Below are 15,301 nucleotides of genomic sequence, written 5' to 3' on the forward strand. Positions count from 1 at the left end.
TTGACAATAATGACAAGGTAGCTAATATATAACACTATGATTTATTTAGGGTTAACAGGCTGGGTGGCTATGGTTAAGGTGAGGTTGCCCAGGGTTGAATGGTCGCCTGTTGAACTGGCCAGTAGGCTATCAAGGAGGGGTATTAGGTTTAACTTCGCCAGTGGTTCACCTGATCCAGGGTTGGTACCGCTGAGCAGAATTAGGGAGGCGGTTGAGCATGTGTTATCTGAATACGGTACAGGTGCCTTAGCCTACCCGGGGGCTGGTGGGTTTAAGGGGCTTAGAGTTGAGGTAGCTAGGTATCTCAGGGATTACCTAGGCGTAAGCGCTGATTGGAGGGATGTGATTATAACTAGCGGCGCTCAGCATGCAATCAAGCTCCTGGCTCAGCTACTGGTTAGGAGGGGTGTTAGGGTTTATGTCGAGGACCCCACCTTCTACGAGACCCTAGCCCCCTTTAGATTCCAGGGCGGTAGGGTAGTGGGTATACGGGTTACTAATAATGGCATGGACATTGGGCAGTTGGCTAAGGCTGCTGATGAGGGTGGGGTGGTTTACACGATACCAAGTTGCCATAACCCAACGGGCGTTAGCATGAGTGAGGAGTCGAGGAGGGAGTTGGTTAAGCTCGCTGAGGAGAGGGGGCTTGTGGTGGTTGAGGATGACCCATACACAATACTGTCCAGTAATGTCCTAAGGCCGCTTAGGGCACTGTCCAGTAGCGTCATTTACGTTGGCACGTTCTCAAAGTTGCTTGGGCCGGGGTTTAGGGTTGGCTTTGTGGTTGCACCGGGTTGGCTTAGGGGTAGCTTAGAGAGACTTGAGCAGCATGACTTCTCAACATCAACATTAACCCAACTCGTGGTCTATGAGCTACTCAGGATGGGTGTAATCAGCGAGGTCTTGGATAAGGCGAGGTCCACGTATAAGAGTAAGCTCAGTAGGCTCATTGAAGCCTTAAACAATTACATGCCGGGTTCCCTTCAGTTTAACCCAAGCTGCGGGTTCTACGCCCTAGTTAGGCTCGGCGTCAACGCTGAAAGGCTACTTAGGACAGCGGTTAAGTTCGGGTTAACCTACGTACCGGCTAGCAGGTTCTTCATAGGCAAGGGTCCCGTTGATTCGGCTAGGTTAAGCATAGGGGTAATTAAGGCGGAGGACATTGAGAATGGTGTTAAGCTACTGTCCAGGCTGGTTAAGGACCAGTATTAATCATGTCGTCCCCTATGGTGTGCAGTACGAGTACCCCTCCACCACGCCCATTAACCTATCCACGACCTCGCCGGCCGTGTAACCCAACTTCATAGCATCAACGTAAACCCTAATACTCAACTCTGAATTACTAACCACACTTAGGCTAACTGCGTCTCCCCCAGCCAGCATCTTTGATGCATAGTCCTTAAGTATGGGCAGTAGGGCGTGGGCAATGGGCCTGTTAAGCTTAACGGTGCAGGGGACGTACCTTCGACCACCCTCGCTGTACTTATCGTAATTCATGTCGCACTCCACGGATGCGTAGATGTAGGACTTGTACAGTATACTCATGCCGACCTCACCTCGTTGATTTTCACCGTAATTAAAGCATTAAGCCATGTTTAGGCGCGCCTAACCTCAATAACCCTGCCGTTGCTGTCCCTAATCACCTTCCCCCTCGGGTGTATGTAGTCCCTTGGGGCCTTTGGGAATGCCTCGAGGTACTTGTTAAGCACCTTAGGTATCTTAACAGTCCCATCCTCCTCCTGGTTATTCTCAAGTATAGCCGTTATAGTCCTCTCGATGGCTATGGCTGTGCTGTTGAGGGTGTGCACATACTCCCTCTTCATGCCTTTCCTAATTACCCTAATCCCAAGCCTATAAGACTGCCAATCGGTGACGTTGCTGCATGACGCCATCTCCCTAAACATCCCCTGGGCTGGCATCCAAGCCTCAAGGTCGTACTGCTTGGCGGCTGTCCTGGACATTTCCCTCGGGCACACTAGGACAATCCTAAAGGGTATCTCCAGGCTGCTCCAAATCTCCACTAGGTTGCCTAGGAGTTTCTCATGCCAATTCCAACTATCCTCAGGTAGGGTGAAGGCGAACTGCTCCACCTTGTAGAACTGGTGAACCCTGAAGATGCCCTTAAGGTCCCTATTACCAGCCCCAGCCTCCCTCCTGTATGATGGTGAGAAGCCGGCCAGTAGTATGGGTAGGTCCTTCTCAAGCAGTTCACTACCCCTGTACAGCGCAGCCAATGGATGCTCGGCGGTGCCTATTAGGTAGAGTTGCCCATTATCCACGCTGTATATTGCGTCCTTGAAGGCCTCGAAGTCTATCACTGAGCTTATCACGTCGTAGTTGAGCATGTGGGGCGGCATAACGAGCCTAAATCCCCTCTGCGTGAGGAAGTCAATTGCGTATAGGGATAGGGCTAGGTTGAGCCAGGCTAAGTCGTCGAATAGGTAGAAGAACCTGCTCCCGGCAACCTCCCCAGCCTTAGCCGTATCTCCAAGGCCAAGCACACCCTCGAGCATGTCGGCGTGGCCCACGGGCTGCCAGTCAATAACCTCAGGCTCAACACCACCTAAACCACTCAGCTGATTCAAGTAGCCCCTCCACACCCTAGGCCTACCAACGTACTTCAGGGCCACGGACTCCACGGACTCGTTTTGGCATATTGAGTAGACTGACTCGTGGATCAGGTTAGGGAACCTCCTCAATAGCGAATCCCTCTCACCCTCAATCCTGCTGAGCTCGGCGTTGAGGGAGTCCAGCTCCTTAAGAACCTTGTTAGCCTCCTCTATCAAAGCACCCCTAGCCTCAGGGGGAGCCTTAGAGATTTGGCTACTGAGGGCATTCCTCCTATGCCTAAGTTCATCAACCTTAGCCTTAATACCCCTCCACTCGCTGTCAAGGGACATGAATTGGTCAACCATCGACTCATCATACCCCCTCCACCTAAGCATCCTCCTAACGTCATCAGGCCTTTCCCTAAGGGTAGCCAGTAGGCTCCAGCTCACATACGCAACCTGGGGCTAACCTTAATAACGCTTATCCACGTTCCACAGAGAGTAAAAGGCGCGGCGTACTGATGGGTGATGGAGCGTTTATGGTTCCCGCGAAACCTTATTAAGAGACTATGCGTTAACGCTGTGGTTAGGGATGAGCAAGAGGCTTCGGTATAGGGGGTTTAGGGGTAGGGAGTTGATATGCTTCTTCTGCTTCAAGCCTGTTAAGCCCAGTGAGGCTAAGGTCGTGGTTATCAACGACGAGTACATTGGCATGAACTTCAGGGTTATTGCATGCAGCGACTGTGCCGAGAGATATGGTAGTGTGATTAAGCTTAAGGCACCTAGTCAAGATTCAACCCAAAAATGAAAAGATTCAATAGGTTAGATGCACTGGTTATTGTAAACGTCCAGAACGGCCTTAAGGTCCCTAAGCGCCACCTCAGGTGGCATTGGAACCGGCTTATCCTCCTCAACAGCCTTAATGAAGCCCTCAAGCTCAGCCTTAACAACGTTAACCTTGGGTAAACTTATTGGTTTACCATTAAACAGTAAATGACCCCCTCCTCGCCCTTTTTGGGCGGGGTTTTCACTGTGGGGGTCTTGGTTGTTACCCCCTCTTTGGGGGTTAATGGTTTTACACCATTGGTTGTTACTATGTAGCTCAGTATCTTTTTTGGTATTGGTGCTTCGTAACCTACCCTCTTCGCTATGTTCCTTGCCGCATTCAAATCGGCGTTAATCTTTATTCCAGTTAATTCGCATACGTAGAGTCCTCTCTTGATTCTGCCGTTTTCATGGTTTATATTGCATATGGAGCATTGTTTACTAGTACCGTATTCATTAACCACGTTGAGCCTTATGCCGTATTCCTGCAGCACCTCACCCAACCACCTAATGACCTTGTTGAACCACCAAACATTGGTGTTGTACTCATTACTGTTGTTTTGGCTAAGCATGTATGGGTATCCGATGAATACCTCGTCAACACCCATTCCATGGAGTGTCTTGGCTAGGAATCTGATTGCCGTCCTGTAGTAGTGCCTAAGCCTTTCGTGTTGCTTATACTTGGCATGCAGCCAATAGGCATGGTACCTCCTCCATGCTTCGAATCCGTGGTTCCTCAGCCAGTCTCTGACTGATTGGTAGGTGCCTATTTCCCTCTTCCAGTAGTAATACTCAGCTTTAATCGTCGAACCCTTGATTAGGATTGCAGTGTCGCTGTGATTAAAAACAACGGCAAACAAGTTATTCAACCCAATGTCTATGAAAGCCTTGTTACTACCCTTGGGTTCCTCGATTTGTATCTTCTCGTAAATGCCCTTAACGTAACCCTTTGGGTTGCTCTTCGCTGGTTTAGCTCCAACAGTGATCGGTACGTATGCGAACCACCTACCATCCTCAAACTTAATCACCAACGTGCCCTGTTTACCACTCCACTTAATCCTCCCAGCGTACTTTATCCTCAAACCCCAATCCTTGAGGACCAAGTAACCCTCACCACCATTAATAGGCTCCAAGTAGTATCTGTCATTCCTAACGAGAATCCTCAACAACCTCCTGCCTAGTAGCCTGTCCTTCCAAAAACCAGGTGGTGAAGGCTTACCCATGAACTTAGGCAACTTGCCTTGCCTGTAAAGCCTAAACAACTTAAAGAATGAATCCCAAGCCCAATTATTCAGGTTAATCACCTGCCCAGCATTAACACCAAGCACTGAATTGAACCTGTAGTAGAATTCATGCTCAGTGTCCTTAAAGTTTACCTTGCCTGATGCCCTAAACTGCACAAGCCTAACATAATTCAACTCATTCCACAACTTGGCAGTAGCATCAGCTAGCTTCCTCAGCTTCCTCTCCTGTGCACCACTAGGCAACAACCTCAATCTAACCGTGCGTACGTCCCCTTTCCTTGGTTTAGGATGGGAAGGTGTGCCTGGGTTGGTGAAAAGGGTGGGGTATCGCCCCACCGGCTCATCCAAAGAGATTGAACCCCCTCTCGGAGGCACCAACCCAGACACCGAGAAAAGCTAAGCAAAGGAGGAATTAAAACATAACCAGAAGCAAAAATACTGGACAATAGACTAAAACTTTAAACAAACAAAGAAACAACACCCCCTAGAAGGAGCGAGACTCAACCATTATTGTCAACCAATTACGGTAGGCCAGGTGGTTGGAGGTGGGTTAGGAGTTGGTGGGTGGTGGCGCCTTCATAGATGGTGGGATACACTTCGTCGACACCCTCCTAAACATAGGTGGTGACTACGATAAGGCCTGTGGCGTATCCTACAGGACGATAAGCGGTATTGAGGGTGAGGACACAACCGTAGGTATATTCAGGTTTAAGAACAGGGCTAGGGGGTTCATAATGTACAGCTGGGGTATGATGAAACCACCCAGTGTACCAGCCTTTGAGGTTTACGGCGAAAACGGCAGCCTGATTGAGGACCCAGTCAGCAGGAGGGTTAACGTGACTTACGGTAGGGTTTACGGCGACAAAATGGTCAAGCCTCGCTCCCTCTAGGAGTGGGGTTATCCCACTTATCCCATTGTGTGGGGTCTTATGCGTCAGGTTTATTACCCCAACTTTACTGGGATGTTTAATAACCCCGCAATAGGCGGGGTAACAACCAAGACCTCCAAGATGAAAACCCCACCCTTACAGGGCGGGGAAGGGGTCATCTAACTATTATGGTGTGCACGTTACCCAGCTCCTTAACCAGTTCAACAGCCTTCCACACGGCTGGGTCGAAGTACCAGTTCTCAGCCACCATGAACTTAACCCTATGTCTCACTGAGGCGTCAATTATAGCCCTAGCTTCCTCCATAGTCCTGGCTATGGGCTTCTCCAGGATTACATGCTTACCAGCCTCCATGGCTTTAATAGCCATTGGGGCATGCATATCGTGGCTGACTATCAGGTCAACAACATCAACATTGGACTTAACCACGTCATCGTAGTTAGTGAAGTAACCCGCAGCCCCGTATTCACCTGCGCATTTCTTAGCTGTCTCTGGGCTCCTACTGAATACGTAAACCTCAACATCACCCCTATTCAGCTCCCTGAGGGCATTCAGGTGAACCCTACCAAAGCCACCGCAGCCAACCACGGCTATGCGCATGTCAACACACCCTCTCCCCAAGGCGTGAGTCATCAGCCCCCTGCACGGTTAGTAGGAGTGGCTTACCCCTCTCACCGCATGTGGCCAGTAGCATGCCTTGGCTGGTTAACCCGAACATGGTCCTGGGCTCCATGTTAGCGACGACGACTATGAACATGCCCACCAACTCCTCGGGCTTATAGTGCTCGGCTAGGCCAGCCAGTATCTGCCTCCTCTCCGAGCCCAGGTCAACAACCAGCTTAATCAACTTCCTACTACCCTCAACCCTCTGAGCCTCAACAACCTTACCAACCCTCAAATCCAACTTAGCGAAGTAATCCCTACTCACAGTACCGCCACTGGACTGGGCCATATTGAGGGTACCACGGCAGCTTAATAAGTGTTAGGCACTGATGCGTTTCATAACCAGCGCATACTACATAGCACTACATTCACTATATATCAATATTCAAAACCTATGTACAGTAACAGTTATAAGGAGGTACTAATCACCTATTATCTCTGTATGATAAGTAAAATAAATCCCCATAAGATGTATATAATAGTGACACTGGTGGTACTTGCGTTAATAGGCGTCAACATTGTTCACGCATCAAGTAAGCCCAAGATAATTTACTGGAACTCCTACGGTACATTAACGGTTCCACCAGGCACCCCTATTTGCAATATTTGGAACCCCAAGGGTCTATTATGGATGGTTAATGCCTGGGAGTCGCTGGCCTACTATAATACCCTCAATGGCCAATGGTGGCCCGTTTTAGCTAGGAACTGGTCCCTATTCCCCCAGAACGACACCATCATCATTTACCTTAGGCATGACTTGTATTGGTTTAATGGCTCAGCTGTAATGCCCTTCACTGCTTGGGATGTTTACGCTGAGTTTTACATTGGTGCTAAGGCCTTCATGTGGTGGTACCCGTATGTTAATGCTGATGGGATTAGGGTGATTAATAATTACACCATTTCAATACGGTTGACTGCATGGAGCCCAGACACCATAATATTCATACTCACTGAGCCAATCACCACCCCGTGGATCTACTGGAAACCCATTGTTGAGAGACTTAAGACCATGAATTCAACCCAGGCATTAACCTTCGGCTCAGATAATGTAACCACGTGGAATCCACCATGCTGGTCACTGTCACCTTACTACTTCCCACCAACCACAGGCTTCAGTCCAGGTACTGCAACCTTTACAACGGTGCTTGAGCCAATGTACTACAATGGTGTACCTCTACTTGCTAAGTGGCTTGAGATTTACCCATACGCAATATCCCTAACATACTATGACCCTGAATTAGACTACGTGCAAGTCCTCGGCAACACCCAGGCCTTAACAGGCTTACTGTCAGGTAAGGCAACGTGGTCGTCGCTGGGTATTTCACTTGCTCAGGTTGGTATTGCTAATAAGAGCGGTCTATTGGCCTACATGCTTGAGGACTTCGGTGAACTGGGGATGACCATTAACCCACTATCTGGGTTCCCATTCAACACACCCCAGTTCAGGGAGGCTCTATGCTACGCTGTTAATCTAACGGCCGCAAACGCCGTTTGGGGTATTGGCGTTTATTACCCAAGCTACTACCCAGAGCCAATCTTCCCATACACGGTGGGCACTTACCCAAAGCATCTCCAAGAGTACCTAATACCGTGCAGCTACAATACAACTAAGGCTGCTCAGTTACTTGAGAGTATCGGCATGTATAAGAAGGGTAACCAGTGGTACCTGCCAAATGGGACACCGCTTAAGCTGACGGTGATAACGCCATCGGGTTTCACTGATTGGGCAACCATAACCCAGGGTTGGGCAACCCAGCTAAGCCTATTCGGCATACCGACAAATGTGTTAGCCCTAGACACAGGCACGTACTGGGGTACTGTGTTCCCTGGCGCCCAATTTGAGGTCGCTAATGCCTGGCTTGGTTACGGTAGGGGTTACTATGATCCAACTGGCCTATCCTTCCAGGGACCATTAGCGGCAATACCGTGGGTAACTGAGTCTGAGACTTATGTTTGGCCTTTCCAGTGGCCAAATGGGACATGCGCACCAGTAACCATGCACCTACCCAGCTACTACAACACCACAGTTCCGCCACTCAATGGTACAGTGGTTTGGTGCATTAACTCGACCTTCGGTTACATTAACCTAACCAACTGGTTTAACCTGTTTGATGCAGTGACGGTCGGTACGCCTGAGTATGATGAGTTGCTTAAGGTTATTTTCTCATGGTATCACTATTACGTTCCCATAGAGCCCGTTGGTTGGAAGAGGGGTGAGGTTAATGTTGGGCCTAAGTACATGATGGTCACTTGGATGTATGATGTACCTAACCCCATGTGTGAGAAGTACATCCCACCCTGGCTTAGGATCGAGTTAATGCCATCAGACAACTCGTACATAGTTGGGGCTGAACTGGACTACTATCAGGTAATTAGCTCACCGGTTTGGGAGGCGCTCTGGGGTAGTGGGGCACCGGCTGGCTATGTGCCACCTCTAGTTGAGGCTATGGTTAACGGTAGCCTTTGGATTAAACACCCCGACTACGCCAAATTCCTAGGGCTAGACCCACAGTTCGCCTACTCGCATGGGTTAAACCTAACAGCCCTAGCAATATGCCTAGCCCAATACTTCAACATAACCAGTCAGTTAAACCTGGCTGAGCTTGAGAAACTTCAATCACAGGTAATCCCAGTCACCACCACAACCACTACTACATCGACGACCACTACGACTACATCGACGACTACTCCTGTTACCACCACATCCACAACGACTACGACTACCACTACAACTACTACCACAACTACAACGGCTATTACTACAACTGCTGTTTCAACGGTAACAACCACTGCCACCATGACAAGCACGGTAACTTCAACAACAACGTCAACCACAACGGCGGTAAGCACGGTAACCGTGACGAAGACAGTGGTATCAACAGCACTAATAGCAGGAATAATAATCATAGTAATAGTCATAGCAGCAGTAGCAGCAGCAATAGCGCTAAGAAGAAGATAAGCGCAAAATAAATCCTTAAAAAATTAAAAATCTTTAATCTTTTTACCTAACTTCCTTCCCATTTTGAATATTAAACCTGTACCTCCAGGGATGTGAATTAGATAAGATATATGAGAGAAACCGCCTGCAACATGTTGAGGAAGGGAGTTACTGGGGTATTCAACTTCGCCGTGGTCAAGCGTTAGGCATATATTACTGTCGGTTAAAAATAGAGTAAAATACCTGGTTAAACATAGTGGTAATTTAAGCTAAATGCATCAGCACGTCATCACAATAATCTAGGGTTAAGGTTTTATATTGCATATACCCTAAGTTAGAGCGTGAATAAATGGGTGTGACTGGTTATACTCTTTAGATATCGGCCATCGATATTTAGGTTTACAATGTCCGAATACCAATTTATTAAGATGTAGGTAGGTACAATTGGTATGAAGCTTAGGATGTCCTCTCCTAGGAGGTTAACAAGTATAATACAGGGCGTAGTCATGATGGTGGCGGCTGCGTTGTTTATGATGGCCTTAGTGACCCATGTGGCGATTTCAAGTGAACAGTATAACATAACGCAGGCTGTATCGTCGACATTAATGTACATACCTGGTGCACCCAATTGGAACCTATTCATCCCGCACCCAGTCGCCCAAGATCAGGGTGCCTATGACACATACATGCCGTTGGCCTTCTACAATCCAATAACAAACCAATTCTTCCCTGGTTTAGCCGATAATTGGACCATTCAGGTGCTTCCTAACGGTAGCGGTATATTAACTATACATCTACGTAAGGGCTTATATTGGTTTAATGGCTCAGCTGTAATGCCCTTCACGGCTTGGGATGTTTACGCTGAGTTCTACATAGGCATTAAGGCCTTTAACTGGTTCTACCCATTTATAAATTATAGTGATGTTGATGAGGATCTCACTGTTGTTAACAATTACACTATACGGGTATTGTTTAACACATGGTCACCAACCGAGTGGATCTACGTGATTACGCAGCACATATTTACACCATGGCCAGTTTGGAAACCCTTCGTTGACAAGCTTAAAACCATGAACCACACTGAAGCCGTTGTATTTGCGCATAGTAATATCACTACGTTTGTTGCACCGTACTGGGCTCTTTCACCTTACTATGTGTCTAAGGTTGGCTCAAACTTCATAATAACAACCCTTGAGCCGCCTAACCTACTTGAGGAGTGGAGTGATGTGTTCCCGCTGAACTCGTATCTGTATTACCCAACTGTAACGTCGTTATTCGTTGGTGGTAATACCCAGGCTATGACCGCTATGCTTGAGGGTACCTCCCAATTCATCTACGTGTTCCTGTCGCCGCAGCAAAATGCTCAATTAGAGAGCCACGGCATCAATGTGTTTGGCATATACTCATTCGACATATACGGCATAACCATTAACCCAAATCAGTACCCATGGAATATACCTGAAGTTAGGAGAATACTATGCTACGTGTTGAACACCACAGCCATGGCAGCATCCTGGGGCTTACAATCCCTGCTACCAACCACTTACAATATACCGGCAGCACCATACACTTTAAGCACCTTCCCAAGTAACATAACCAGTATGCTGTTCACGTGCCAGTACAACATTACTAAGGCCACTCAGATACTTGAAAGCCTAGGCTTCTATCAGAAGAATGGACAGTGGTACACGCCTAATGGTACACCACTAGCGTTAACCATAAGTGGCCCCTCAGGCTTCACGAACCAGATAGTGCCAGCCTCATATGCAGCTGAGGAATTAAGCGCCTTCGGTATACCGACTAAACTCGTAGCCATAGAGCATGGTACCCTTGAAAGTAAAATAATATATTATGGTGAATTCCAGGCACTCCAATGGTTTGGCCCTAAGGTTGTTAGCTACATTACGGCATGGACCCAATGGCCGCTTAGCTCAGTTTGGACGTATTTTGTTGGTAATGTGTTTAATACGTCTAAGCCATGGCCCTTTGCATGGCCTAATGTGGTTAATCACCAGCTCATCGGTTGGTACTGCAAACCACTGACACTCAACCTACCGATACCAAACAACACAATTGTAACCTGCGTTAACTCAACCTTCGGTTACGTTAACCTAACAAACCTCCAGTGGGCCATTGCGGCTGCTGAACCCGGTAGCCAGCAGTACGAGGAGGCTATTGCAGCTTGGGTAGCCTGGTGGGAGTATTATGATCCACAGTTCATTTGGGGTGCTAAGATTGAGCCGATACAGTACAACCCAAGTTACTTCGACTTCACCTGGGCTTATGCATGCTTACCCAAGTTAACAGCGGACATAGTTGTTTACCCGTCAGCGCAGCAGATGATAATGGGCATGTGGACCACGTGGCTGCCTGACCCATTCTTCTTCGGTGGTGTTGCCCCACCAGGCGTGATACCACCAATAGCGCAGGCAATACTTAATGGCTCACTGTGGACTAAGTATCAGCAGTACGCAAACTTCCTAGGCTTAACACCGGAATTCGGCATAGACATTCCTAAATTACAGACCTGTGTAGCGTCATACTTCCACGTACCATATACTCCGGTCACCACTACATTCACAACCACGACTACGACTACTGCTGTTTCAACGGTGACTTCAACAACCACGGTAACAAGCACAGTCACAACAACGGCAGTAACGACAACAACAGCGGTGAGTACGGTAACCGTGACAAAATCAGTGATCAGTACGGCACTGGTAGTTGGAATAGTAATCATCGTAATAGTGGTAGCAGCAGTAGCAGCAATAATCGCAATGAGGAGAAGGTAAGTTGAACGGTTGAAATATTTAAAAACTATAATAATATCAGTAAAATCATGCTTTTTTTATTTTACCTTGCACTATAATCACTATAATACTTTGAAGCCTATTAAATATCGGCATCATCTGACGTCAGCAGTATCCTTAGTAACTTGCGTATACCATTCCTTAACTGGTTATCGACAGTACTTGGTGATAAACCTAGTTCTTTTGCTATTTGCCTTATGCTTACTCTCTTTGGTTGGTCGAAGTATCCTAGTTTGTTTGCTTTTTTTATTGTTCTTTCCTCTGCCTTTGTTAATATTGTTCCTATTCCCCTCTTCATTGCCTTTTCCACTGCCTCTGTTGCGTCTATTCTCCTCTCCCTTACTCTTATTACTCTTCCTCTTGTTTCTAGGTTTTTGATTAGTGTTTGTGTGTCTGTTTCCTGTGGGAATATGAATCCCCACTCCTCAACACCCTCCTCAATGTGGTCCATTACCTCAATGCCTCCGAGTAGCCTAGCCCTATACCTAGTTGAGTTTGATATTGGTGACTTTAAAACCACTGAGAATAACCTTGGGTAACCATTGTTGAGGGGCTTAATGTCAACAACCTCAGCAACACCACTACCACCAATAACCCTAAGAAGCCTCCTCAACGTGTAGGAATCCCTAACCCTAAGAAGAGAAAACTCCAAGACACTATCAGCCAAACTATCAACAAAAGACTCAACAACATCATAAACATAACCACCAAAAACAGCACCACCAGACCAATCAACAACATGAAAATAATCAAAAACAACAAACTTAAAGCCATATTCCTCATTCAGCAATTTACTAAATCCTCCCATAATAACTCGAAGATATGTAAATACTTTATATCTTTTACCTCATTTTTAACTACAGATTCAGTAGTTTATATCTAAAGTCACCTCTGCCTCATTAATAGGCGTTATTAATACCTTACTATTCTCATTGTAGTTAAAGGCAGTGGGTTTGCCGTTAATGCTAATTCCAGACGGTTTACTGGGTGAATAAGCCATTAATTCACCAGCCTCAACTAAACCTACCTTAAACCTGAATGTGCTGGAGACGCGTTCACCACTGATCCTAATTATCGAGACAGGTGGTAGTGCATAACTTGAGAGACCTAAAATCTGTGGTTCATTAGCCCTTAAGGCAAAGACAACGTGGGGTTCAGCTTTCCTTACACATACGTTTAGGGTGCCTAGGCCTGATACACCAGTCCTCAGGTTGAGTAGAGTTGTGTTTTCCCTGGGACCTAAGTTAAGTTCATCGCTCTTCAATGTGTAACAAACCTCATCAAGATCCCTATTGACGTTGAACAGTGCAATGGCTTTAACACCCCTGATGCTGGTTAATGCGATTAACGGTATTGCCTCAGTGTATGGGTCATGCAGATACATGTCATCTATTAATTCAGCAGGTGAGTCAGGTCTTAGCACAGTCCACTGTGGTGATAGGAACATCCTAAGCAGATTAACGTTAACACCCCTCCTCCAGTATGGGTCTTTATCAACAGCATCCCCAATGCCAACAACCGAGTAGAACAACACCCTGGCGAGTAGGTCTGCGTAGGCATGGTGATCCTTAGTCACCATTACGTCGAAGAATGGTGAATACCCGAGTTGAAGGGCCAGCATAGCATTGTAGGCGTTTTGGTAGAGCAGGTAATGCTTAGGTAGTGGTGCGCCGTAGTCTGAGCTTGTACGTATCATTAATGCATTATCATGCCTAGACCCAATGAAGTAGTGGTAGGAGTCGGGCATGCATAGCTCAACCAGTATGCCGTACTTCTTAGCAGTGGTTAGTAGGGAGTCGAGGTACCTTTCAAGCATACCAACCCTGGTCATGTAAACCTCACTACATCTTTGCCTAATCGTCGTTAACCAGTCATGCTTCACGGAGAGCACACCCTTATCCTTAAGCACCCTTAATACGTCGTCGAAGTACCTTTCTGGCTCAGTTATGCATGTGGCATTACTGGTTACGACGGAGCTGTACTTATTTACGTATGGCGACGCCTTAGATATGTACCTTAGGTGAACGCTCACCAATGGTCCAAGCATCTCAGCCATCTTCTTTAAGTCACCACCCAATTCAGGCACTTCACGGTATTCAATGGCGCCACCATCATCGGGGTTCTTGGGGTACCACCATGAGTCAACCTGGTAATACCTAACCCCAATGCCATTACTATCCATATACCTCTTAACCTCCATCATGGTCTCCATGTAGTTCATACCTGGCAATGTCCTGTACCAATACATGCCACCTGTATCGGTCCAGTATTGAAGCGAATCTATGAACTCTCTATATGCCTCAATGGCCGTCCTAGCCCTGCCATACATCCCCCTAATGAAGCGTCCCCACCTGTTTAACGCCTCCGTAGGTTTATCACCATAGACTATCAGTGAACTCAACACCGTCCCCCTGGGTATGTTACCTATAGTGCCACTGAAGCCGAGGATTGCATTAAAGCCAAGTGAACTTGGCGTTAGCTTAAGCAACTGTGGGGCTCTTGGTTCAAGAGCTGACACTATCACGGTGGCTTTACTGGTTGGGTTAATGAACATTGCGAAGGGGGCTAGTGTTACTTCTCTCTCCGGTGAATTAATGAAGACTGGCCTAATCCAGTTATACGGTGTGTAGCTAAATACCCTGCCTAAGAATAGCTGAGCCCTTAAGGAAGCGGTCTTAACCTTACCTTCATCATCGGGTTCACCCTTAACATCATCGTTAAACGTGATAGTGGGCACCATAACAGGTTCATCATCATAAACCTTAACTGTGAAGGTTACGTTAACCCCACCCGAGGAGCCATTGATACTTATTGACATGAACCTACCCAAGCCATCACTGCCACTCATCATGGAGGAGCTGGTATGCTCAATGCTATTACCCACCACGGTGGCAGTTGCCCTAAGCACAGTCTCATCCCCATTAACCAATTCCCAGGAGGAATCCCCTGGAACAGTGATTAACCTTAACCTACCCCATTTCACCAAGTAAGCCTCAACCATACCACCAACTCAAGGTAAATGCCGTTATAAACCATATGTTAAATACAATAATGTAAAAATACTAAGTGCATTAACCCTCTAACCTGTGAAAAATGATACCCGTAAAACACTGTACAGCATACCACCCCAGTTGCTAAAAGGAATGAATCTCATCGGCTACAACCCAGTAAGGTTCAGTGGGTTGGCTCCTAAGCACTAAGGTTTTAAACTCCCGCATTACCTTTTAACCTGCATGTCCGAGCTTAAGGAGTTGCTCTGGGTGGAGCGTTTTAGGCCTGTTAGGCTTGTGGATTTGGTTGATCAGGAGGGTGTTAAGGTTGGTTTGCTTGAGTTTGTTAGGCGTGGTGACTTGCCTCACCTGCTCTTCTATGGTCCTCCTGGTG

Annotated in this window: 12 protein-coding genes; 5 read left to right on the top strand and 7 right to left on the bottom strand. The window is 47.1% G+C overall.

What is annotated here, in order from left to right:
• The first annotated feature begins 69 nt into the window (after positions 1-69).
• Positions 70-1,212: a PLP-dependent aminotransferase family protein gene (locus AAX04_RS08520; protein WP_066796880.1), complete on the top strand. Its 1,143-nt coding sequence runs from the start codon at positions 70-72 to the stop codon at positions 1,210-1,212.
• A gap of 12 nt (positions 1,213-1,224) precedes the next feature.
• Here AAX04_RS08520 and AAX04_RS08525 read toward each other — a convergent pair whose 3' ends face one another.
• Together AAX04_RS08525 and serS are read right to left on the bottom strand one after the other, a co-directional pair.
• Positions 1,225-1,545 (bottom strand): hypothetical protein, encoded by a 321-nt coding sequence (locus AAX04_RS08525; protein ID WP_066796883.1) that lies wholly within the window; start codon positions 1,543-1,545, stop codon positions 1,225-1,227.
• Between the two features lie 50 nt (positions 1,546-1,595).
• The gene (gene serS / locus AAX04_RS08530; protein ID WP_066796885.1) at positions 1,596-2,999 is read right to left on the bottom strand and encodes a serine--tRNA ligase; all 1,404 of its coding nucleotides are present in this window, start codon (positions 2,997-2,999) and stop codon (positions 1,596-1,598) included.
• A gap of 142 nt (positions 3,000-3,141) precedes the next feature.
• On the opposite strand from serS, the gene AAX04_RS08535 reads away from it, so the two are divergent.
• A complete protein-coding gene (locus AAX04_RS08535) occupies positions 3,142-3,357 on the top strand; it encodes a hypothetical protein (protein WP_066796887.1) in 216 nt (71 codons plus the stop codon).
• 160 nt (positions 3,358-3,517) lie between these two features.
• On the opposite strand, the gene AAX04_RS08540 is transcribed toward AAX04_RS08535, so the two are convergent.
• Positions 3,518-4,861 carry a transposase gene (locus tag AAX04_RS08540; protein ID WP_238377844.1) on the bottom strand — a complete coding sequence of 448 codons (1,344 nt, stop codon included), beginning with the start codon at positions 4,859-4,861 and terminating at the stop codon, positions 3,518-3,520.
• A gap of 317 nt (positions 4,862-5,178) precedes the next feature.
• On the opposite strand from AAX04_RS08540, the gene AAX04_RS08545 reads away from it, so the two are divergent.
• Positions 5,179-5,508: a Gfo/Idh/MocA family oxidoreductase gene (locus AAX04_RS08545; protein WP_156519777.1), complete on the top strand. Its 330-nt coding sequence runs from the start codon at positions 5,179-5,181 to the stop codon at positions 5,506-5,508.
• A 154-nt stretch (positions 5,509-5,662) separates the two neighbouring features.
• Here the strand turns inward: AAX04_RS08545 and AAX04_RS08550 are convergent, their stop codons facing one another.
• Positions 5,663-6,106, bottom strand: coding sequence for a Gfo/Idh/MocA family protein (locus AAX04_RS08550; protein ID WP_238377845.1), 444 nt, complete (start codon positions 6,104-6,106; stop codon positions 5,663-5,665).
• A gap of 1 nt (position 6,107) precedes the next feature.
• Positions 6,108-6,458 carry a methionine--tRNA ligase subunit beta gene (gene metG, locus AAX04_RS08555; protein WP_066796899.1) on the bottom strand — a complete coding sequence of 117 codons (351 nt, stop codon included), beginning with the start codon at positions 6,456-6,458 and terminating at the stop codon, positions 6,108-6,110.
• Between the two features lie 153 nt (positions 6,459-6,611).
• Between metG and AAX04_RS08560 the strand changes: the two genes are divergently transcribed.
• Together AAX04_RS08560 and AAX04_RS08565 are read left to right on the top strand one after the other, a co-directional pair.
• Positions 6,612-9,128, top strand: coding sequence for an ABC transporter substrate-binding protein (locus AAX04_RS08560; protein ID WP_066796901.1), 2,517 nt, complete (start codon positions 6,612-6,614; stop codon positions 9,126-9,128).
• A gap of 428 nt (positions 9,129-9,556) precedes the next feature.
• Complete coding sequence (locus AAX04_RS08565) at positions 9,557-11,899, top strand: ABC transporter substrate-binding protein (protein ID WP_066796904.1); 2,343 nt, start codon at positions 9,557-9,559, stop codon at positions 11,897-11,899.
• A 100-nt stretch (positions 11,900-11,999) separates the two neighbouring features.
• On the opposite strand, the gene AAX04_RS08570 is transcribed toward AAX04_RS08565, so the two are convergent.
• Both AAX04_RS08570 and AAX04_RS08575 read right to left on the bottom strand, forming a co-directional pair.
• Positions 12,000-12,725: a helix-turn-helix domain-containing protein gene (locus AAX04_RS08570; RefSeq protein WP_066796907.1), complete on the bottom strand. Its 726-nt coding sequence runs from the start codon at positions 12,723-12,725 to the stop codon at positions 12,000-12,002.
• 57 nt (positions 12,726-12,782) lie between these two features.
• Entirely contained in the window at positions 12,783-14,918 is a 2,136-nt protein-coding gene (locus AAX04_RS08575; protein ID WP_066796910.1) for a hypothetical protein, read from the bottom strand.
• Between the last annotated feature and the right edge of the window lie 383 nt (positions 14,919-15,301).

The sequence above is a fragment of the Caldivirga sp. MU80 genome (assembly GCF_001663375.1).
GTDB lineage: Archaea > Thermoproteota > Thermoprotei > Thermoproteales > Thermocladiaceae > Caldivirga.